This is a genomic window from Microbacterium sp. Y356 (genome assembly GCF_059445355.1).
The window spans coordinates 1,565,576-1,586,792 of the sequence record NZ_JCAIUE010000001.1; the positions used below are offsets into that span (position 1 = coordinate 1,565,576).

20 protein-coding genes are annotated in these 21,217 nt (G+C 65.0%); 12 read left to right on the forward strand and 8 right to left on the reverse strand.

The window, feature by feature from the left end; translation table 11 throughout:
* Positions 1–29: 29 nt before the first annotated feature.
* Genes AC1C2Q_RS07490 through AC1C2Q_RS07505 form a run of 4 tightly spaced genes read left to right on the forward strand, consistent with a single transcriptional unit; the run spans position 30 to position 4,493 of the window.
* Positions 30–1,214 (forward strand): Gfo/Idh/MocA family protein, encoded by a 1,185-nt coding sequence (locus tag AC1C2Q_RS07490; RefSeq protein ID WP_495430451.1) that lies wholly within the window; start codon positions 30–32, stop codon positions 1,212–1,214.
* A complete protein-coding gene (locus tag AC1C2Q_RS07495; RefSeq protein WP_495430452.1) occupies positions 1,211–1,918 on the forward strand; it encodes a ThuA domain-containing protein in 708 nt (235 codons plus the stop codon). The genes AC1C2Q_RS07490 and AC1C2Q_RS07495 overlap by 4 nt, the downstream gene beginning before the upstream one ends.
* Positions 1,891–2,979: a Gfo/Idh/MocA family protein gene (locus tag AC1C2Q_RS07500; protein WP_495449580.1), complete on the forward strand. Its 1,089-nt coding sequence runs from the start codon at positions 1,891–1,893 to the stop codon at positions 2,977–2,979. Before AC1C2Q_RS07495 ends, AC1C2Q_RS07500 begins: the two co-directional genes overlap by 28 nt.
* Positions 2,976–4,493 carry an alpha-N-arabinofuranosidase gene (locus AC1C2Q_RS07505; RefSeq protein WP_495449581.1) on the forward strand — a complete coding sequence of 506 codons (1,518 nt, stop codon included), beginning with the start codon at positions 2,976–2,978 and terminating at the stop codon, positions 4,491–4,493. Before AC1C2Q_RS07500 ends, AC1C2Q_RS07505 begins: the two co-directional genes overlap by 4 nt.
* A gap of 45 nt (positions 4,494–4,538) precedes the next feature.
* On the opposite strand, the gene AC1C2Q_RS07510 is transcribed toward AC1C2Q_RS07505, so the two are convergent.
* The 3 genes from AC1C2Q_RS07510 to AC1C2Q_RS07520 are packed head-to-tail and all read right to left on the reverse strand — an operon-like array spanning position 4,539 to position 8,241.
* The gene (locus AC1C2Q_RS07510) at positions 4,539–6,365 is read right to left on the reverse strand and encodes a beta-L-arabinofuranosidase domain-containing protein (RefSeq protein WP_495449582.1); all 1,827 of its coding nucleotides are present in this window, start codon (positions 6,363–6,365) and stop codon (positions 4,539–4,541) included.
* The gene (locus AC1C2Q_RS07515) at positions 6,362–7,480 is read right to left on the reverse strand and encodes a Gfo/Idh/MocA family protein (RefSeq protein WP_495449583.1); all 1,119 of its coding nucleotides are present in this window, start codon (positions 7,478–7,480) and stop codon (positions 6,362–6,364) included. The genes AC1C2Q_RS07510 and AC1C2Q_RS07515 overlap by 4 nt, the downstream gene beginning before the upstream one ends.
* Positions 7,477–8,241, reverse strand: coding sequence for a ThuA domain-containing protein (locus tag AC1C2Q_RS07520; RefSeq protein ID WP_495449584.1), 765 nt, complete (start codon positions 8,239–8,241; stop codon positions 7,477–7,479). Before AC1C2Q_RS07520 ends, AC1C2Q_RS07515 begins: the two co-directional genes overlap by 4 nt.
* Positions 8,242–8,513: 272 nt before the next feature.
* Between AC1C2Q_RS07520 and AC1C2Q_RS07525 the strand changes: the two genes are divergently transcribed.
* On the forward strand, positions 8,514–9,152 hold the full coding sequence (locus AC1C2Q_RS07525) for a bifunctional 4-hydroxy-2-oxoglutarate aldolase/2-dehydro-3-deoxy-phosphogluconate aldolase (protein WP_495449585.1): 639 nt from the start codon (positions 8,514–8,516) through the stop codon (positions 9,150–9,152).
* A gap of 10 nt (positions 9,153–9,162) precedes the next feature.
* Positions 9,163–9,912, forward strand: a complete 750-nt coding sequence (locus AC1C2Q_RS07530; RefSeq protein WP_495449586.1) for a sulfite exporter TauE/SafE family protein — start codon at positions 9,163–9,165, stop codon at positions 9,910–9,912.
* 21 nt (positions 9,913–9,933) lie between these two features.
* Here AC1C2Q_RS07530 and AC1C2Q_RS07535 read toward each other — a convergent pair whose 3' ends face one another.
* Positions 9,934–10,767, reverse strand: coding sequence for an SDR family oxidoreductase (locus tag AC1C2Q_RS07535; RefSeq protein WP_495430468.1), 834 nt, complete (start codon positions 10,765–10,767; stop codon positions 9,934–9,936).
* Between the two features lie 88 nt (positions 10,768–10,855).
* Positions 10,856–11,617: an SDR family NAD(P)-dependent oxidoreductase gene (locus tag AC1C2Q_RS07540; RefSeq protein WP_495449587.1), complete on the reverse strand. Its 762-nt coding sequence runs from the start codon at positions 11,615–11,617 to the stop codon at positions 10,856–10,858.
* Between the two features lie 96 nt (positions 11,618–11,713).
* Here AC1C2Q_RS07540 and AC1C2Q_RS07545 point away from each other — a divergent pair, with 96 nt between their 5' ends.
* From AC1C2Q_RS07545 to cls, 3 genes are all read left to right on the forward strand, one after another.
* Positions 11,714–12,073, forward strand: a complete 360-nt coding sequence (locus AC1C2Q_RS07545; RefSeq protein WP_495430470.1) for a DUF488 domain-containing protein — start codon at positions 11,714–11,716, stop codon at positions 12,071–12,073.
* Between the two features lie 29 nt (positions 12,074–12,102).
* The gene (locus AC1C2Q_RS07550) at positions 12,103–12,828 is read left to right on the forward strand and encodes a phosphotransferase (protein WP_495449588.1); all 726 of its coding nucleotides are present in this window, start codon (positions 12,103–12,105) and stop codon (positions 12,826–12,828) included.
* A 64-nt stretch (positions 12,829–12,892) separates the two neighbouring features.
* Complete coding sequence (gene cls, locus AC1C2Q_RS07555) at positions 12,893–14,389, forward strand: cardiolipin synthase (RefSeq protein WP_495449589.1); 1,497 nt, start codon at positions 12,893–12,895, stop codon at positions 14,387–14,389.
* 25 nt (positions 14,390–14,414) lie between these two features.
* On the opposite strand, the gene AC1C2Q_RS07560 is transcribed toward cls, so the two are convergent.
* Positions 14,415–15,362 carry a cation efflux transmembrane domain-containing protein gene (locus AC1C2Q_RS07560; protein WP_495449590.1) on the reverse strand — a complete coding sequence of 316 codons (948 nt, stop codon included), beginning with the start codon at positions 15,360–15,362 and terminating at the stop codon, positions 14,415–14,417.
* Positions 15,363–15,523: 161 nt separating this feature from the next.
* Between AC1C2Q_RS07560 and AC1C2Q_RS07565 the strand changes: the two genes are divergently transcribed.
* From AC1C2Q_RS07565 to AC1C2Q_RS07575, 3 genes are read left to right on the forward strand one after another with little or no spacing between them, the layout of a single operon-like run.
* Entirely contained in the window at positions 15,524–17,296 is a 1,773-nt protein-coding gene (locus tag AC1C2Q_RS07565) for a threonine/serine exporter family protein (RefSeq protein WP_495449591.1), read from the forward strand.
* A 23-nt stretch (positions 17,297–17,319) separates the two neighbouring features.
* Positions 17,320–18,393: a DUF998 domain-containing protein gene (locus AC1C2Q_RS07570; protein ID WP_495449592.1), complete on the forward strand. Its 1,074-nt coding sequence runs from the start codon at positions 17,320–17,322 to the stop codon at positions 18,391–18,393.
* 13 nt (positions 18,394–18,406) lie between these two features.
* The gene (locus AC1C2Q_RS07575) at positions 18,407–18,805 is read left to right on the forward strand and encodes an MmcQ/YjbR family DNA-binding protein (protein ID WP_495449593.1); all 399 of its coding nucleotides are present in this window, start codon (positions 18,407–18,409) and stop codon (positions 18,803–18,805) included.
* A 166-nt stretch (positions 18,806–18,971) separates the two neighbouring features.
* On the opposite strand, the gene AC1C2Q_RS07580 is transcribed toward AC1C2Q_RS07575, so the two are convergent.
* Complete coding sequence (locus tag AC1C2Q_RS07580) at positions 18,972–19,763, reverse strand: energy-coupling factor transporter transmembrane component T family protein (RefSeq protein ID WP_495449594.1); 792 nt, start codon at positions 19,761–19,763, stop codon at positions 18,972–18,974.
* Positions 19,760–21,217 (reverse strand): ABC transporter ATP-binding protein, encoded by a 1,458-nt coding sequence (locus tag AC1C2Q_RS07585; RefSeq protein ID WP_495449595.1) that lies wholly within the window; start codon positions 21,215–21,217, stop codon positions 19,760–19,762. The genes AC1C2Q_RS07580 and AC1C2Q_RS07585 overlap by 4 nt, the downstream gene beginning before the upstream one ends.

Below are 21,217 nucleotides of genomic sequence, written 5' to 3' on the forward strand. Positions count from 1 at the left end.
GCACCCATCAATGGCGAAGGAACAGTTCAATGACGACGACGCTGCGGGTAGCCATCATCGGAACCGGATTCATGGGGCGCATGCACGCCCATGCCTGGCGAACGGCTCCCCGGTTCTTCGATCTTTCGTCTGCACCGGAGGTCGCGCTCCTGGTCGGCAGCGACGGTGCTCGCGCTGCCGCCGCAGCCACCGAGTTCGGTGTGCCAGAGTCCTCCGACGACTGGGCAGCGGCAGTCGCCCGCGACGACATCGACATCGTCGACATCTGCACGCCGGGGCACACGCACGCCGAAATCGCTCTGGCCGCTCTCGCCGCGGGAAAGCACGTGCTGTGCGAGAAGCCACTCGCCAATGACACCATCGACGCCGACCGCATGTCGGATGCCGCAGCGCTCGCCGCCGCCCGTGGGGTCGTCAGCATGTGTGGATTCAGCTATCGACGCACGCCTGCCCTGGCGTTCGCCAAACGCCTCATCGAGGAAGGGCGGATCGGGCAGATTCGACACGTCCGCGCGCAGTACTTGCAGGACTGGTTGAGTGACCCCGATGCTTCGTTCACGTGGCGCCTGGACCGGCAGCGCGCGGGCTCTGGTGCGCTCGGAGACATCGGCGCTCACAGCATCGACACCGCCCAGTGGCTGACCGGATCATCGATCACTGGGGTCTCCGCGATGCTCCGGACGTTCGTTCCCACGCGGCCTCGCCTGGATGAACGCGTCGGTCTCGGCGGACACGGAGGTGCGGATGCGCCGCGCGAAGCCGTCACAGTAGACGACGCCACCGCATTCACCGCCACCTTCGCGGACGGCGCGTTGGGCGTCTTCGAGGCGACCCGGATGGCCACCGGCCATCGCAATGCCAATCGCATCGAGATCAATGGCGACCGAGGATCTGTTGCCTTCGACTTCTCGTTCATGAACGAGTTGCAGTTCTACGATGCGCTTCTGCCCGCCGGCGAGCAGGGCTTCCGCCGCATAGATGTCACGGAACCAGAGCACCCGTATGCCGGCGCATGGTGGCCGGCCGGACACGGCTTGGGCTACGAACACCTCTTCACCCATCAGATCGTTGATTTCGTCCGCGCGATCACAGACCAGCACACACCAAATCCGAGCTTCCAGGAGGCAGCCCACGTGCAGCGCGTGCTGGATGCCGTTGAGCGCAGCGCCTCCTCAGAGAGCAGATATACCGCAGTGGAAGGAGCACTCTTATGACCGCTCGAAAGGCCCTGGTCGTCCGGGGCGGCTGGGAAGGCCACCGTCCGGTGGAATCCACCGACATGTTCCTTCCGTTTCTCGAACAGAACGGCTTCGAGGTACGCGTCGAGGACTCAAACGAGGTTTACGCCGATGAGAACGTGATGACGGAGATCGACCTCATCGTCCAGTCGGTCACGATGTCCAGCATCTCCGCCGACGCTTTCAAGGGTCTACGCCGGGCGGTCGAGCGTGGGACAGGTCTTGCCGGTTGGCACGGCGGCATCGCTGATTCGTACCGCAACAACTCGGACTACCTCCAGCTCATCGGCGGACAATTCGCGACGCATCCGTCGAAGCATCCCGACTCCTGCGCGGGCGACGAGACGGACAACTACCTCTGCTACACGGTGGATCTCACCGATCTCGGCCGCGATCACGAGATCATGGCCGGCCTCGAAGACTTCACCCTGCGCACAGAGCAGTACTGGGTGCTCACTGACGATCTCAACGATGTGCTGGCGACGACCACGCACCCTGTGCAGCCGTACCATCCGTGGCATCGCCCCATCGTTTCTCCCGCCGTCTGGACACGCGAGTGGGGCCAGGGCCGGATCTTCGTTGCCACACCGGGGCACAGCCCCGTCATATTGCGTGACGTCAACGTCCGCACAATCATCGAGAGAGGAATGCTGTGGGCGAGCCGCACGGTATCGGAATAGTCGGTCTAGGAGTCATCTCCGGCCAGTATCTGGAGACGTTGGGAGCACACCCCGGTGTGCGGATCGCTGCAACAGCGGATCTTGACGCGGGAAGGGCTGCCGCGGTCGCCGCTCAGTTCCCAGGTTGTCGCGCACTGACGGTCGACGAACTCGTCGCCGACCCGAACGTGCAGACGGTCCTGAATCTGACGATTCCCGCGGCCCACGCAGAGGTCGCGCTGGCTGCACTGCAGCACGGCAAAAACGTGTACGGCGAAAAGCCCTTGGCGCCCGCCATGCCGGAGGCCCGCGGCATCATCGACGCTGCAGGCTCGGCGTGGGTGGGCTCTGCGCCCGACACTGTGCTCGGTACCGGCATCCAGACCGCCCGCGCCGTCGTGGATGATGGCGAGATCGGCCGCCCGGTCGCGGCCGTGGCCACCTGGGTCTCGGCGGGACATGAGGCATGGCATCCGAATCCCGACTTCTACTACCGGCCTGGCGGTGGTCCCATGCTCGACATGGGCCCGTACTACCTCACGTCTCTGTTCCACCTCCTCGGCCCGGTCGCGCGGGTATCCGGTGCGTCTTCACGGCCGAAGAGCGTGCGACGCATCGCGTCTGGGCCTCGCGCGGGGGAAGACATCCCTGTCGAGATCGACACCCACGTCACCGGGATTCTCGAGCACGTCGGCGGTGCCGTCTCGACGGTCACCTTCAGCTTCGACGGCGCAGCGACGGATGCCGCGCCGATCGAGGTGCACGGTGAGACCGGCACTCTCTCCCTGCCGGATCCGAATAACTTCAACGGCCAGGTGCGTCTGCGCCGCCCCCGTGAAGGTCAGTGGACGGCAGTGACGCCCCGCGCCGGCTATGAGAATGCCGGGCGCGGCATCGGCCTGCTCGACTTCACCTCAGGAGGCGGTGGCCGCGCCGACGGCACCATCGCTCTCCACGTGCTTGAGATCATGACCTCACTGATGGAGTCGGCACGTTCCGGTCGACGAATCGATCTCACGACCACCGCGGAGCGTCCGTCGCTCGTCCCCCTCACCACCGAAAATCATTGGAGAACGCGTTGACTTCTTCCGCGCGCGCGATCATCGACCTAGATGTGACCGGTCATCAGATCAGCCGCCACGTGTACGGGCATTTCGCCGAGCATCTCGGCCGCTGCATCTACGACGGCTTCTGGGTGGGCGAAGACTCCGCCATCCCGAACGAGCGTGGCATCCGCCTCGACATCGTGGAGGCGCTGCGCGATCTCAACATCCCCAACCTCCGCTGGCCTGGAGGATGCTTCGCCGATACGTACCACTGGCGCGACGGCATCGGCCCGCGTGAGGATCGTCCGAAGATCGCCAATACGAACTGGGGCGACGTGGTGGAGAACAACCACTTCGGGACGCACGAGTTCATGGACCTGTGCGACCTGCTCGGCACCGACGCATACGTCAACGGCAACGTCGGCAGCGGCACGGTTCAGGAGATGTCCGAATGGGTCGAGTACCTGACTCGCGGCGATGACAGCCCGATGGCACGACTGCGCCGTGAGAATGGTCGCGATGAGCCGTGGCTTGTGCCGTTCTGGGGACTCGGCAACGAGGCGTGGGGATGCGGCGGCAACATGTCCGCGGAATACTACGCAGAGGAAGCGCGTCGCTACGCGACGTTCTGCCACAACCACGGCAAGAACAAGCTGGTTCGCATCGCGGCCGGCGCCAACGAGGATGACCTCGACTGGACACGCGTCCTCATGAAGACGCTCACCGAATGCCACGGCTGCACCCTGTACGGGAACCTTCCCTATCAGGCGATCTCGTTCCACTACTACACGCACTCCGGATCCGGGATCAACACGGAGGACGCGAGTGGGTTCAGCGACACGCAGTTCTACGAGACGATGGCATACGCCGCCGACATGGAACGCGTCATCAGCGGGCATATCGCCGTCATGGACTCATACGATCCCCTCAACCGGGTCAGCCTCGTCTGCGATGAGTGGGGTACCTGGTGGAATGCGGAGGAGGGGACCAACCCTGGATTCCTGTTCCAGCAAAACACCGTCAGGGACGCCCTCGTCGCGGGTCTGCATTTCGACATCTTCCACCGTCACGCCCGACGGCTGTCGATGGCGAACATCGCGCAGACCGTGAACGTGCTGCAGGCGATGATCCTCACCGACGGGGAGGCGATGGTCCTCACCCCGACGTATCACGTGTTCGAGATGAACAAGGGCCATCAGGATGCGCAGCAGCTCACCACGCATCTGCTCGAGGCGCCGTCCCAGAAAGTGCGCGGCCAGGAACTCCCGCTCGTTTCGATGTCGGCATCGACCAAGGACGGCAACGCGCTGCTCTCCCTCACCCACATGTCGACCGATGACGACTGCACGGTGAATATCGACCTGCGCGGGCGCAACGCCACTGTTGCGCGTGCGCGGGTGCTGACCGGCGAGAGCACCTCGGACTTCAACGACGCCGATGCCCCTGGGCGCGTGGCGCCGAAGCCGCTCGATGTGCGACTGGAGGGTGGAGCCTTGACCGTGACTCTTCCGCCGCACTCCTTCGCGACGATCGAGCTGCAGCTCGACTGAACTGGTACAGAAGGCGGGCGACAGCGGTGCTGTCGCCCGCCTTCTTCACGCGTGCGTCGTGATCGGGAAGTACACCGAGAACTGTTCGTCGACGACCTCGTGCAGAGGCAAGAAGCGAATGCCGGCCGTCTGCCCGGCCGTGCGATAGCGCGTGCGCCACTGCGTCCAATGTCGCTCGTCATCGGGTCTGAGCAGCGCTGCCGGCGCATCCAGGTCTCCACGAAGCGAGATCTCACGGTCGACGAGCCCCGCGAGGACGACCGGCCCCTCCATGAAGGCGACTGTCTCGGGTTCGTCGGGAATCGCCACCGTTCGCAGCGAGAACGGGAAAGCGATGTCGACGCTGCTTCGTCCACCAGGGTGGTTGAGCACGAGCACCCCGTCGACGGTCTCGAACAGCGCATCGTTCGAGGTCAACGGCACACCTTCGATCCACTCCGGGATACGTAGCCGCACGCGCAGCGGTGCTTCGGGCCCATCGATCTCCACTCTGATCCGCAGAGCAGACGGACGATGAAGATCTCCGGCCGCCCCGGCGTTCGAGTCCGGGCCAACGTATTCCGCGTTGTCGAGCAGCTTGACGCGTACTTCTGCCACTCCACCATCGACCGCCACCCGGGCGTGCGCGGCGATGAACTGCGCGATCGTGAGGGTGCCATCATCTGCCGTGTAGAAGACCAGCTCCGCGTGGCGGGTGTGCGCCTGCACTAGCGTGCCATGACAGCACCAGAAGTCTTCGGTTGGGCTCCCCCACGCCTTCCGCGCTCCGCCCTCCAACGGGAGGAAATAGGCCACCATACCGGTTCGCGGATTCTGTTGGGCGAGGATGCCGTTATAGAGGTTGCGTTCGATGTAGTCGGCGTAGGAGAGGTCGCCTGTCCATCGCATCAGGACGTCGGCGAGACGAATCATGTTGTACACGCCGCAGTGCTCTTGCGTCTTGTCCCCACGACGAGCAGCGAATGCGAATGGCGGTGTCCAGATCTCGCCAGAGGTCTGTCCGCCGGTGCAGAACGTGCCTCGGCGAACGACCGCCCAGTCCCAATACGCTTCCACGATGCGGCGCCAGACTTCAGCACCGGTGACCTCGTATGCACGGGCCGCACCGAGAATCTCGGGGATGGTCGTGTTGGCATGCATGTTCGTCAGCATGTCGCGTCCGTCCAGCAGCCCATCGAAGAGCGACTTGCGGTAGTACCGCTCCAGCAGTTCGCGGTAGACCGGGTCGTCGGTGGCCTCCAACAGGTCGGCCCAGACCTCCAGCATCCCTCCTGTTTCGACTTCGAGAATGCGCTGGAATGCGTCATCATCCAGGCTGCGCACCCAACGCAGCAAGGGCTGCGTCGCGCGCTTCGCCATCGCGAGAGCCCGCTCGTCGCCGAGGTCGCGGTATACGTCGACGAGCCCCATGAGCGTCTTGTGCATGTTGTACTGCGGCGCCCAGACCGAACGCTCCTTCTCCAGGTGGCTGAGGAAGCTCGGCGGAATCGCCCACACCCATTCACCGTCGCTGTCGCGCTGACAGCGCTCGAGCCCGTCCAGCACAGTGTCGAGCTTGGCGCGCAGCGCTGCGTCGCCGGTCACCGCGACTTCGCGGGCGACCGCCGACAGCCAGTGTCCGAGAAAATGCCCTCGTAGGAGGGCTCCCGGAGTCTCCCAACCCCAATGCCGATCGAGACCGCGCGCGTCCGCGGAGTCGCGCGAAGGCTGCAGATGCCAGAGCTGGCTGCCGATACCTGCTTCGATGTAGTGGTTCTGAAGCAGCGCAGATTCGCGCAGTGTCGCCAGGTAGTCACGATTGAGCCGGCGACGGTCGTCGAAGACGCCGCGTTCGAGTTGCGCGTCACCAATGGCCACATGAGTGAGTGTCATTGCTGCACCCGGTGCATCGCGGATCGATCGTCCGTCCATGTCTTCCCCCATTGCGTGAGCGCATCCAGGTCGTCGATATCGGATGCCGTGCGACGTGCCTCGGCGAGTGCCGCCGCGAAGATGTCGTCGAGGACGACGCGCTGCCCGCTCTCGGCCGAGGCGATTGCCGCCTCCACCATCGCGAGGCTCCATATGTTGCGCTGAATCTCGCCTGAGGGCGTCGGTCCGCCGTCCAGGGCCGCGAGAAACTCCTCGAGCGCGGCATCCAGGCCCTCGGGCCCGCCGGCAAGTACCGAGTTCGTCGGTTCTTCCTCGTCGCGCCCCTGCGTTCGCACTTCGGTCTCGCCGTCCCAGGTGGCGGTGCCGCCCTCGGCGGAAGCCCGCCACGCACCGTTCCAGGAGGTCTGCAGACCGTCGGCGCACCAGCTGCCGGCATAGGAGAAGCGTGCGCCGCCGTCGAATTCGAAGACGGCCTCGGCTGCAGCTGCCCCGTCGTACCAGCTCCAGGAAGGATTGAACTCTTCGCAGTACACCGAGACCGGTTCGACGCCGAGCAGATAGCGCGCCTGATCGAAGGTGTGGATTGCCATGTCGATCAGCAGCGGGTGCGCCATCCGATCCCGGAAGCCACCGAAACGTGGGTTCTGAAAGAACTGCGCGTTGAGCTGCTCCGCGCCACCACGCAGATTCAGCGCGCCCCGGAAAGCCGTGATGCCACGGGAGTAGCGCCGCGATTGGCTCGTCGCGACAAGCACGCCTTGTGACCGGCTGAGCGCTGCCAGCCGGATCGCCTCGGCGACGGTGGGCGTGACTGGCTTCTCGCTGAGCACGGGCACCCCGGCGTGAACAGAAGCCGCGCTGACCTCGAGGTGCGCCTCCGGGATGGTCACGTTGAGGAGAAGGTCTGCGTGAACCTCGGCGAGCGCCTGCTGCACGGACGTGAAGCCGGGCGCATCCCACTCGCGTTCATCGATCGCCGCGCGGGCGGCACCCTCCATGACGTCGACGACGGCGCTGACCCGGAGATCCGCGCGCCTCTCGATCGTGTCGAGCCAGGCTCTGCCCATCCCTCCCGCTCCGACGACGACGACGTCGCGGATCTGGTCAGCGCTCACAGGGGTGTCCCGTCCCACTCGCGAGGAGTGTCGAAGTCGTTGGTCTGGTGCATCGCAATGCGCGGTGCGATGCGGGGGCGCGTCTGATGCGCCCATTGGACGGCGTTGGCGAGCACCCTCTGAATGTTCGGCTCGTGGTAGACGGGATAGTCCTGATCTCCCGGCGAGAAGTAGAAGATCCGTCCGTGGCCCCGGCTGAACGTCATGCCGGAACGGAACACTTCTCCGCCGGTGAATCCCGAGACGAAGACGAGGTCATCCGGCGTCGGCACGTCGAAGAACTCGCCGTACATCTCCTGTGCGGGCAGCACGATCGGCTGCGCGACACCTTCGGCGATCCGATGCGTCGGCGCGACCGTCCAGACGAGCTCCCGGTCCGTGCCCTGCCGCCAGCGAAGAGTGCAGGTGGTGCCCATCAGAGCGATGAAAATCTTGGAGAAATGCGCCGAGTGCAGCGCGAGGAGACCCATGCCGCCGAGGACGTGCCTATGCACTCGCGCGACCACCTCGTCGGAGACGACATCGTGACGTATGTGTCCCCACCACAGCAGCACATCGGTGCGCGCGAGCCGTTCGTCCGTAAGACCGTGCTCGACGTCATCGAGGGTTGCCGTCTCGACCACGACCTGCGCGCCGAGACTGCGGCGAAGTCCAGCGGCGATCGTGCCGTGCATCGTTTCGGGATAGATCCGCTGCGGGATCTCATCGTGTTTCTCGTGGTGGTTCTCACCCCACACCAGGACGCGAATCGGGGCAGTCATACCGCCCTCACCACTCGCATTTTCGCCGTACGACCAACCGCCATGAGCACCTCCGTGTGTTCTTGGTTCGACCTCATGTCACATGCGAGAGATCGATCTCTCGGCGAGACTAGCATCGAATAGATCACAGATGACCCGATCGCGAAAAGTGAGCTGGCGACACTCTCGCACCTTCAGCTCCAATCGCTTGGCGCCGATCCGACCCAGCTACGCCTGTACTGACAGGTTGCATTCTGCGACACAATGGAAGCATCACCGACCGAGGAGCCCCCATGACTGACCGTCTCGCCCGCGCCCGCGCCACCGGCGTTCTTGCCGTGCTGCGCGCACCGTCCCCTGAGCTCGCGCTCGAGGCGGCTGACGCAATCATCCGCGGCGGGGTTGCCGGAATCGAAGTCACGTACTCCACGCCTGACGCCCCCGCGGTCATCCGTGAGTTGATCGCCAGGCACGGCAACGCCGCCTACATCGGTGCGGGCACCGTGACCACAGTGGAACAGGCCACCGCGGCCGCAGACGCAGGGGCCGAATTCCTCGTCAGCCCCGGTACCCTGCCCGCCCTCACACGCGCGATGCTCGACACCGGCCGAGTGGTGATGACCGGGGCGATGACCCCGACCGAGGTCATGAGCGCACTCGCGCTCGGAGTCGATGTCGTGAAGATCTTCCCGGCATCCCTCGGCGGCCCCTCCTATCTCGGGGCGCTACGCGGACCGTTCCCGGACGCTCCGCTTATGCCCACCGGTGGCGTCTCTCCTGAGAATCTCGCGGACTGGTTTGCCGCAGGAGCGGTGGCAGTGGGTGCCGGTGGCGACCTGGCGAACTCCGCATCCATCAAGGCCTCGAACTGGGCCGATCTCACCGAACGCGCCGAGCGCTTCGCTGCCGCGTTCGCCGCCGTCCGCGGCTGAGTCGATCGTCTTGCCCGAACTGCTGCCGTGGGCCTGGGTCGTTCTGGGTCTCGCTGCGCTGACGATCGGCCTCGCGAAGACGGCGATCCCTGGCGGCGGCATCCTGCCCGTCGCGCTGTTCGCGACCGTGCTTCCGGCGCGCACATCGACCGCCGCCCTGCTGCTCCTGTTGATCGTCGGCGACATGTTCGCATTGGTCGCGTACCGCAGGCATGCGCACTGGCCGACGCTGCTGCGCCTGGCACCGGCCGTCGTAGTGGGGTTGCTGGCGGGCTTCGCATTCCTCGCACTCGGTGATGACGCCATCGTGCGTCGTGCGATCGGTGTCATCCTGCTTGCGATGATCGCCGTCACGCTGTGGCGTCGCTGGCGACAGAGCAGAGCGGATGCTGCTCCGGCCTCCGGTGGCTCCATCGTCACCGCATCCGCCTATGGCGCACTGGCCGGATTCACAACGATGGTCGCAAATGCCGCGGGCCCCGTCATGTCGATGTACTTTCTCGCGATGCGCACGCCGGTGCAGGTGTTCCTCGGCACGTCGGCCTGGTTCTTCGCGATCGTGAACCTGTTCAAGGTGCCGTTTCTGGCCGGAATCGGGCTCTTCGAAGGCCCCGTATTGCTCATGGATGCCGCCCTGGTGCCCCTCGTCGTGATCGGAGCCCTGGCCGGGATCCGGCTCGCACGACGAATGAAGCAGCACGTGTTCGACAAGATCGTGATCGGTCTCACGATCGTCGGCGCCGTGTATCTGCTGTTCTAGTTCATCTCGCCGAATTCGGACTCAGTCCAGGAAGATGTCCGGGAACAGGCGGTTGTCCGGGGTGCCGGGAATTGCGGCATAGCCGGAGAAGTCTGTCACGCCGTCGGCCTCCAGCACGTCTTCCACGATCAGGCTCTGTCCGGTGTACCCGGCTGCCGTCTTGATCAGCACAGCGTAGGCGGCATCCGCATAGATGTCCGGCGTGCGGCTCGCAGCCATCACTTTGTCGCCACCGAGCAGGTTCTGCACCGCGGCGGTCGCAATGGTCGTGCGCGGCCACAGGGTGTTGGCTGCAATGCCGTCCTCAGCGAACTCAGCAGCGAGTCCGAGAGTGACCATGGTCATGCCGAACTTCGCCAGCGAGTAACCGGTGTGCGCTCCGAGCCACTTCGGGGTCGGGTTGAGCGGCGGTGACAGCGAGAGGATGTGCGGGTTCGAAGACTCTCGCAGTTGCGGAATCGCCGCACGCGACAGCATGAAGGTGCCGCGCACGTTGACGTCCTGCATGAGGTCGTACTTCTTCGCGCCGAGATCGAGCGAGCGTGACAGATCGATCACGCTGGCGTTGTTGATGACGATGTCGATGCCGCCGAACTCGCCCTGCGTCTTCATGACGGCCTCGGTGATGTCGTCATCCTCGCGGACGTCGCCGACAATCGGCAGCGCGTTCCCGCCGGCCGCGCGAATCTGCTCGGCAGCAGTGTGGATCGTGCCCTCGAGCTTCGGATGCGGCGTGTCGGTCTTCGCCAGCATCGCGATGTTCGCGCCATCTGCTGCAGCGCGCAGCGCGATGGCCAGGCCGATGCCGCGGCTGCCGCCCGACATCAGGATTGTCTTGCCTGCCAGGTTGGTCATGCTGCTCCTTCGTTGGATTCCAGTCGCAATTTCTGTCGCCTCCGAACGCTCGAAGCGACAGAAATCGCGACGGGAACGTTGGTGCCGGTCACTTCGGGGCCATGCGGATGGCGCCGTCGAGGCGGATGGTCTCGCCGTTCAGATAGTCGTTGCTGACGATGTGTTCGACCAGCCCGGCATATTCGGCGGGCCTACCCAAGCGTGCGGGGTACGGAACCTGCTCACCGAGCGATGCCTGCGCAGCCTCCGGAAGACCGGCGAGCATCGGGGTCTCCATGATGCCGGGGGCGATCGTGCAGACCCGGATGCCGTAACGGGCGAGCTCCCGGGCGATCGGGAGGGTCATGGCGTGCACGCCGCCCTTCGATGCCGAGTACGCGGGCTGACCGATCTGCCCGTCGAACGCCGCGACGGATGCCGTGTTGACGATGACGCCGCGTCCACCGCCTTCGAGTGTCTGGTTCTTCGCGATGACGGCGGATGCCTGCGACGTCACGTTGAATGTGCCGACGAGGTTGATACGGATGACGCGCTCGAAGTCGGCGAGCACTGCGGGGTTGCCCTCACGGTCGAGCACCTTGGCTGGCGGTGCGATGCCAGCGCAGTTGACGACGATGCGCAGCGGCGCAGCGGCCTGAGCGGTGGCTGCCGCGGCTGCGGCATCCTCCGGATTGGTCACATCTCCCGGAGCGAAAATCCCGCCGAGTTCCGCAGCCATCTCGGCCCCTGCGGACGAGGGCAGGTCGAGAAGCGTGACGTGCGCGCCGGCAGCGGCGAGTGCGCGCGCTGTCGCGAGGCCCAACCCCGAAGCGCCGCCCGTGATCAGTGCCCCGGATCCTTGGATCTGCATGTGTTCTCCTTCGAACCGTTTGCAACTCAGTCCCAGCATACGCAGTTCTCAGTACCACCCCTGGCTTCTGTGACGGCGGAGGTGTTGGCTGGGGTCATGGAACTGCGTCGCAAGCGAGCCTACGACACCGCCGAATCCTCTGATGGGTTCCGCGTCCTCGTCGATCGACTGTGGCCACGCGGAGTCTCGAAGGAGCGTGCCGCGATCGATCTATGGGCGAAGGATGCCGCGCCGAGCCCCGATCTGCGTCGCGACTGGCATGCCGCACCCGACTCGGAGTGGGGCGTCTATGCCGACCGATACCGCGCAGAGCTGTCGCACGAAACGGCGGCCGGGCTGGAGTCGTTGGCGATCGAGCTGCGCCAGCATCCGGTCGTCACGCTCGTGTACGCCGCACACGACGAGCAGCACAATCACGCCGTCGTGCTGGAGGAGTGCCTTCGTCCGCTGCTGTGAACCAGCGAGAAACACGCAAGGATGGGGCGGTGAGCATTCCGTCCGGACATATCGAGATCCCTGCGCGCGTGCGGGCACTCGCACACGCCGCCACTCTCGAACCGGTGTGGCAGAACAACAATGGCGGGCTGACGTTCCGCACGGACGACCGCCGCTACATCAAATGGGGCCCCCGCGACCCTGAGGCGAACATGCGCGACGAGGCCGAGCGCATGCGATGGGCGTCGCAGTGGATCAACGTGCCCGAAGTGATCGAGCAGGGCGAAGATGCCACACACGAGTGGCTCGTGACCGTCGCGCTCGACGGACTCAGCGCCGTCAACGGACGCTGGATCGCAGAACCGGCCGTCGCTGTGCGCGCCGTCGGTGAGGGTTTGCGGATGCTGCACGACGCACTCCCGGTCGACGAGTGCCGCTGGGAGTGGAGCGTGGCATCCCGGATCGCGAACGCTCAGACTCGCAGCATCCGCATTCCCGAAGAACTCCGCGACGCGCCACCGATCGATCGGCTTGTGGTGTGCCACGGGGATGCCTGCATGCCGAACACCCTCTTGGACGCCGACGGCAACCCATTCGCCCACGTCGATCTCGCCGTTCTCGGCACCGCCGACCGCTGGGCGGACATCGCCGTGGCCTCGATGAGCACCGAGTGGAATTGCGGCCCCGGCTGGGAGGACGCGCTCATCGACGCGTACGGCCTCGAGCCTGACCGTGAACGTCTCGCTTACTACCGGGCACTGTGGAATGCGAGCTGATGACTGGAGCAAGGATGCATAAGACGACCGACCAGGGGATGACGGTCACGGAAGCCCTCGCATCGTGAGCACTGCGGACGTCGTGGGGATCATCCTGCTGAGTGTTCACGTCATCGTGGGGTTCGTAGCGGCGGTGGCGATCTCGCTGCACAGAAAGCCCGCCACGGCGATTGCCTGGATCCTGACGATCATCTTCATCCCCCTTCTCGGGGCAATCGCCTTCTTCCTCATCGGCTTTGGCCGACTCCCTCGGCGGCGGCGCGAGAAGCAAAAAGAGGTCAATGCGCTGATGCTCGATCGTTCGGGCGTCACCGCACACCGGGCGCCGCCATCGACCCCCGACTGGCTGGACACGGCCGTGATACTCAACGAGACACTCGGTGCGCTCCCCATCGTCGCGGGCAACAGAACGACGTTGATCCAGGACTACCAGGGATCATTCGATGCGATGATCGTCGACATTGACGCCGCCCGCGAGTATGTGCACGTCGAGTTCTACATTCTGGTGAGAGACACGACCACGCAGCCGTTCTTCGACGCACTCGCGCGCGCGGTCGCCCGGGGAGTCGTCGTACGGGTGCTCTCCGACCACGTCTCGGGGTTGATGTTCCCGCACCGGAAAGCAACACAAGAAGCACTCGCGCAGATGGGGGCGCAGTGGAGGCCGATGCTTCCGTTGCGTCCCCATCTCGGGCAATGGCAGCGCCCAGACCTCCGTAACCACCGCAAGCTGGTCGTCATCGACGGGTACGTCGGATACACCGGTTCGCAGAACCTCATCGATGCGACGTACCTGAAGCCGAAGAATGTTCGCCGCGGATTGCACTGGATCGAACTCATGGTGCGGCTCGAGGGCCCCGTGGTCGGCGAGCTCGATGCGGTGTTCATCACAGACTGGTTCAGCGAAACAGACGAGCTCCTCCCCGTTCACACCTATCCGGCTCGGGCCGCCGCCATCGCGGCATCCGATTCAAGGAACGACAAACCACTCAGCGATACGCCACTCGACAATATCGACGCGCAGGTGATTCCGAGCGGCCCCAGCTTCGAGAACGACAACAATCTCAAGCTGTTCGTCATGCTCATCCAGAACGCACGCGCACGAGTGAGCATCACCAGCCCGTACTTCGTTCCGGACGAGTCGACGATGCTGGCCATCCTCACCGCGGCCGCACGCGGCCTGGATGTCGAGCTCTTCGTGTCGGAGGTCGCAGACCAGGTCCTCGTCCATCACGCGCAACGCTCGTACTACGCAGCACTTTTGGATGCGGGGGTCGCCATCTACCTGTACCGATCGCCGACCGTACTGCACTCCAAGCACTTCTCCATCGACGACGAGGTTGCCGTCATCGGATCGAGCAACATGGACATCCGTTCATTCAGCCTCAACATGGAGGTCTCCGTGCTGGTTCGCGGGCGAAAGTTCGTCGATCAGTTGAAACTCGTCGAGGACGATTACCGTCGCAACAGCATCAGGCTGCACCCCGAAGCATGGGCGAGGCGGCCGTTGCGCGAGAAGGTGATCGACGGGTTGGCGCGGCTGACATCCGCATTGCAGTGACCCGACCCATCCGCTGCAGCGGGAGTCATTCGAAAAGTTCGCGGTCTGCGGTGAGCGCAACGTACGCCCACACGTCGAAACCGAGCGCACTGAGGCCACGATCCACCGCTCGGCGGATGTCGTCTTCGGCCGTGATGTCCCACTCGGATCCGACGACGATGAAGTCGATCTCGACGTAGATCTTCCGCCCGACCTTGCCCGATCTGACGATCGGCTCCCCGAGGCCGAATTCCTGCCGAACCTGCTCGACGATGGCATCGATCCGTGCGGACAGCTCTGGGGACGGAGCGCCCTCCAACAGCTCGTTGAGACCGGAAGAGATCAGCCGGATCGGGATATAAGCGAGCAGGACGCACGAGACCAGAACGAGAATGGGATCGAGGTAGTCCGCGATCATCTGCATCTCGAAGGCGATCAGCAACGCAGCCCCGACCGCACCGATCAGCATGACCGTGCTCAGCACCGCGCCTGCGCGCCACTGTGCTGATTCTGCCGCCACCAGATCGGAATCGGGCGAACGGCGCCGCAACCAGGCGGCCATCACGAATCCGATGACTGCAGTGATGGCGCCATAGCCAGCGATGACCACGGGGTCGACAGGCGACCCGCCATCGCGAATGAGGACGATGGCGTCACCGGCTGCATAGATCAGCGTGCCAGCGATCGCGAGCCCCTGGACCATCACCATGAACGGTGTGATCGCGTCTCGTCCGAAGGGAAACCTGATGCTTGGTCCCGCACTGGCGGCAGCTGCCGCACGCACCGAAGCGATGGAGAGGATGAGACCGATTCCCATGTACGCGCCGTCGAACACGATGATCCTGGTACCCGTCGCGACGCCCAGCGTGAGGGCGCCGATCGCGAGAGCCAGTGACACCCATACAGACACCCAGAGCGCTCTCCGCTCTACGGTCGCACGGCTCATGCTCGCGTCGACGACAGCACCGCGGCCGTTCTCGTCCGGTTCAGCCATAAGGGACTCCTTGCCCGCGCCGTCTGTATCGACGTGCGCCACACTAGCGGGTTGTCTCATTTCTCCGCAGGTGATGCCCCTAAAACCAGGGGTGTCGGGTCGTGGGTGGTGGCCTTAGTGTCGGATAGGACAGCGAACACCGAACAACCGAGAGAGTGGGCATGCGCACACCGATCCCGCTCCTCGTGGCGCTGATTGCCGCAGGGTTCTTCGCGATTGTTCCGGCAGGCGCGGCGACTGCAGAGGTGGACTCTCCGAACGTCACGGCGACCGAGAATGCCACAGACCCCACGCCCGCCACAGACGAGCCTGCGGACACAGCGACGGACGAAACCACAGAAGAGCCTGCGGACAGAGCGACGGACGAACCTCAGCCACCGGCAACCGAAGAACCCAAGACACCCAAACCCTCGGCGCCAGCCGAGGAAGTGACGGCGCCTCCGACGGAGCCAGCATCGGAGGTTCCGCCCGAGGACGACACGCAGGACGAGCAGGATGCTCCGGACGAGGACACCGATGTCGACGCTCCGATACTGGAGTACGTGCCCCCTGCGGCGAGCGCCACTATTCCGATGGTCAGCTGGGTTGCCGCGGTGGTCATCATCATCGCGAGCATTCTCCTGCTGATCGGCTTGCAGGCACAGTTGCGCCACCGCACAGCCACAGCCCCCATCCCTCTCCCCATCCGACGCCGAGCACAACGGACGGAGGACGAGTGGTCGATGCAGCCGTCAGGCGAGGCCTTCTCCGCCCTGGAGACAGTGGGCGAAACGATGCTCGATGCCGGCTATTCCGTCGTGTCAGTGCAACAAGCGCTGACAGACATCGCCACTGTCAACGGACACCCGTCCACTGAACTGATCGTGTTTCCCACCGCACTGATCGTCTCCTCCCGTGTAGGAGGGCACGTGCGAACCGGTGCGGTCGGCACGGCGGGCTCGCAGTTGCTGCTGCATCAGGTAGACGCGCTCGATCACATTGTGGAGGATGCGCGTGCCGGCCGCATTGGGCCCGCAGAGGCGCGGCGCGCGGTGGCAGCCGTGCGCCGCCTTCCTCCATCGACGGGACGCGGGGTCCGGGTGGCTGCATACGCAGGAGTGTGCGCTGCTCTTGCCGCACTCCTCGGTGGGTCCTGGATTGGACTGGCGTTCGCTGCAGCTTTGGGCACGCTGGTCGGAATCGTGCTCCTGCTGGCGGAGGTCGTTCCACGTCGCTTCACACCTCTCGTCACGGTCGGGCTCGCTTTTGGCGTCTCCGCCACGGTCTTCCTTGTCACCGGTGCCGGGTGGGACCCCGGCATCCTTCCCTCCCTGATTGCCCCGCTCGTGCTTCTCTTGCCGGGAGGCCTGCTCACGACCGGAATGATCGAGCTGGCATCCGGGCAGATGATGTCGGGTGCTGGCCGACTGGCGGCCGGATCCATGCAACTGGTACTGCTAGCGCTTGGGATCGTGTCGGGCGCGATGCTCGTTGGTGTACCGCAGATCGACATGACCGAGGCGAGCGCACCACTTGGACCAATCGCCCCCTGGGTCGCCGTTGCCGTCTTCGGCGTCGGGATCGTGATCAACCAAGGGGGACGGATGGCGTCCATACCCTGGATCCTGCTCGTGCTCTACGTCGCATACGGCGCACAGGTCATCGGAAGCATCTTCTTCGGAGGAGTGCTGTCGGCCCTGATCGGTGCGCTCGCCATGACGCCGGTCGCGATCCTCGCCTCGCGGCATCCGTCCGGCCCCGCAGCCAAGGTCAGTTTCCTCCCCGCGTTTTGGCTGCTCGTGCCGGGGGCGCTCGGGCTCGTCGGAGTCGCCGCGCTCCTGAGCGGCGACAGCGCGGGAACGACCACCCTCGTGACCACGATCACTACAATGGTCGCGATCGCTCTCGGAATCCTCGCGGGCACTGCACTCACCGACCGCACCTTTAAACTCTGACGCCTGGAACGAGACCCTCCATCATGTCCGCAGCCGATGTAGCCACCACACGCGTGGTGGCAGAGCCAGCGCACTCCCTTCGTGTGGAGTCGTACGCCATCTATGCCGCCCTCGCCGCTGGCGTCCTAGGAGCATTCCTCGGCATCGTCATCGGCGTCGCTCTGCCCCCGCTCAGCCTGTTCGGCGACTGGTCATTCGGGAGCATCGTCGCCATCGCCGCGGGAGCGGTCGCGGCGATCACCAGCGGCATCGGATACTGGCGTGTGCGAGAAATGCCTGGGCAGGAATGGCGACACTCGCTCTCCGCCGCGACCTTCACCGTCAACACGATCGCGGTGGTGCTTGTGCACCTCGTGCTTGCCGTGTTGGCGGCGCTTGCGTCCTTCCTCATCCTCAGCCTCGGGTTCGTCGGGTTGAAGGTCGAGCCGTTCTGGACGGTCGTTTTGATGGCGGTGAGCCTCGGGCTCAGCGCATATCTCACCTACCTGTCGGTGTCGCGCATGACGACGCGGCGGATGTCTTCACTGCTGATGTGTTTCGTCGGCATCGGCACTTTCGCGGCGATGCTCACGACCCCGGATCCGCTCTGGTGGGACACGCACTTCAGCCACCTCGGCACCTTCTGGAGCGTGTCGAGTCTGGTGTTCAACGGCACCCTGGTCATCGGCGGCCTCCTCGTCACCGCTTTCGCCGTCTATCTCACGAACGATATGAACGCGCTCCTCGAGCGGCGGATCCTTGCGCGCGAAGACGGTCCCAAGATCATCGCAAGGATGTTCATCATCTTGGGCATCATGCTGGCTGGGGTCGGCCTCGTCCCGGTGAACGTGAGCCTGCTGGTCCACAACCTCTGCGCGGGCGGGATGGCCGTCATGTATATCGGGATGCTCGCAAGCGGACACCGAATACTTCGAGGGATGCCACGCGCATACTTCATCGCATCCTGGGTGTTCCTTGCCGCAGTACTGGTGTCCACGCTGCTCTTCGCCGTCGGATTCTTCGGGCTGACCGCGTTTGAGATCGTCGTTTTCGCGCTCATCTTCGGATGGATCTCGGTCTTCATCCGATTCCTCGGCGTCGCAGGTCAAGGCGACTGAAGAACGCGCGCTGATGTCTCATCCCCTCATGTTCGTGGAAGACGATCCACTGCTGGCGCGAGTGCGGACCATTGCGCTCGCGTTGCCCGAGGCCGACGAGAAGGTCAGCCACGGCCGCCCCGCGTTTTTCACACAGAAGGTGTTCTGCTACTTCGGCGGCTCCCAACGCATAGACGACGAGTGGATCGCGCACGACGCAGCAATCATGGTGCGACCCGATCCCGGTGACGATCCGGCACTGCGACAAGACACGCGATTCTGGGTGCCCGCATACCTCGGCCCGTCCGGATGGCTCGGCATAGACCTCGACCAAGCGACGGACTGGCGTGAGATCGGCGAACTCATCGATGCGTCGTATCGGGTGACCGCTCCGAAACGGCTGGTTCGGACGCTCGACGAGCGATGCGCGTAGGCCACCGAGACACCATCGGCAACAGTTTGCATCATCGGCTGCATGAGACACCATCGGTGGATTGGTGTCTCATGCAGAGGATGTTGCGGAGCATCGCTGATGGTGTCTCGCGCAGCACCCGGCAGCAGAGAGCCACAACTGGCCACTCGCAGCCTCGAGAGCAGCGTCAGGAACTAGGGCCGAGGATGAAGTTCCATGACCCGGTGAGCACTGCGGCTGTCACGGCTGTCGCTGAGATCAGGGCGCCGATTAGCAACAGCATCCATTCCCGCGCACCGAATGTGGACTCGCGCGCCCAGGTGCGCCGACCCGGCGCCCCGAACCCGCGCGCTTCCATCGCCGTCGCCAGCTTCGCACCCCGACGGATCGAGAGCACCAGCAGCGCGAATACCATCCCAAGCAGCCGTTTTATCCGACCACGGTCGGCGACGCCGCGCGCTCGGCGGGCCAGCTCCAACGCCCGCCAGTCGTCGAGGAACAGTCCCACCATGCGCAGGCCCGCGAGCGCTCCGAGCACGAACCGGGCAGGCAACCGCAGGACCTGTGCCATTCCGTCAGCGAGATCAGTCGGATCGACCGTGAGGAAGAGCACCACTGACGGCAGAGCGATCGCAAGCACGCGGAACATCGTCGCCAACGCCAGCGCGAGCGACCCCTCGCTGATACGCACGACGAACCACTCCGCATAGATCGTCCCGCTCGTCTCGCCGTACAACGCGATCGTGACACCTGTCAGGGGCGCGGCCAGCCAGACCGGCCAGGTGCGGATCCAGAACTCCCGCCAGCCGACACCGGCGAAGAGGAACAGCACGCACTCGAGCGCGAGGGCGACCGCGGCAGAGACGACGTCCAGCGTGAGGATCAGCGGGATCGCGATCAGCGCGCTAACGCCCAGCTTCGCCACCGGGTTGATCTGTGCGACGACACCTGAACGAGCGCGAGTGTCGAGCAACGTCATCGGATGCCGCCCAGTTCGAAGCGTTCTGCGCGCAGCGCGCGCACCACATCGAGGTCATGGGTGATCGTGACGATCGCAGCGCCCTCGTCACGCAGCACGGCCAACATCGCCATGAGTTCGGCCCAGGTGCGCGCATCCTGACCGAACGTCGGTTCGTCGAGCACGAGCATCCGCGGCCTGGTCGCGAGCGCCGCCGCGACGGTCAGTCGACGCTTCTCGCCGCCCGACAGCGTGTACGGATTCGCCAGCGCGAGATGCGACAGACGGAGCCTCGCAAGCAACTCGTCCGTACGCGCGGCGATCTCGTCCGCGCTCAGCCCCAGTGCTCGCGGGCCAACTGCGAGTTCGTCTCGTACGGTCTTCGCAAGCAGCTGATGCTCCGGCTCCTGGAAAACCATCCCGATACGCGTCAGCAACTGCCTCGACGACCAGCGTATGGGCGCGGAACCTGCACCATCCGCGAGCGCGCCGGATGCTTCCACGCGACCACCGGCAGGGGGAAGAAGACCGGCAAGCGCGAGGCCCAAAGTGGATTTTCCCGCGCCATTCGGCCCGGTGATTGCCAGAGCCTGTCCCGCACGCACTTCCAGGTCGACGCCGGATGCCACGGTCGTGCCCTTCACCCGAGCAACGGCGAGGTCGTGCGCAGTGAGCAGGGTCGCTCCCGGCTCATCACGTGGCGGCGGGGGCAGGGCTGGCGGATGACCCGGCACCCACACCCCTGCGGCGGCGAGTTCCGCGCCGTTGCTGCCGAGCACCTCGCCAGGGGATCCGTCGGCAATCACTCCACCGTCACCGACGACGATCACCCGCGTGATGAGCGGAAGCCACGCATCCAGCCGGTGCTCGACGACGATCAGCGTGGCGGGATGCGCCGCCAGCATTCGCTGCACGGCGTCGCGCACCTCAATGACACCGTCAGGATCGAGATTCGCTGTCGGCTCGTCAAGCAACACCAGGCCCGGCTGCATCGCGAGAATACCCGCGAGCGCGAGTCGCTGCTTCTGTCCGCCGGACAGCGCTTTGGTGGGCCGGTCCAGCGGCACGTCAAGGCCGACAGCGTCGAGAGCTGCGCGCACCCGCGGCCAGATCTCCTCCCGCGGGATGCCAATGTTCTCGCATCCGAACGCCACATCGTCGCCTACCCGCGCGAGGATGACCTGCGAGTCCGGATCTTGGAGCACGAGCCCGGAACGGCCACGAGTCGCCGCGGCAGATTCCGCATCGACCAACAGCTCGCCGGTACTCTCGCCCTCCTCATCACCGCCGAGAACTCCGGCCAGCCCATGCAGCAGCGTCGACTTCCCCGCGCCGGATGCCCCGAGGATGAGCACCCGCTCGCCGGGTTCGATGCTGAATGTGACGTCGTGCAGCGCCCACGCACGTCTGCTCGCGTGCCGCCAACCCCAGCCGCGCGCGTTGACCGCTGCTGGCCCCATGTTGCCGACTGGCAT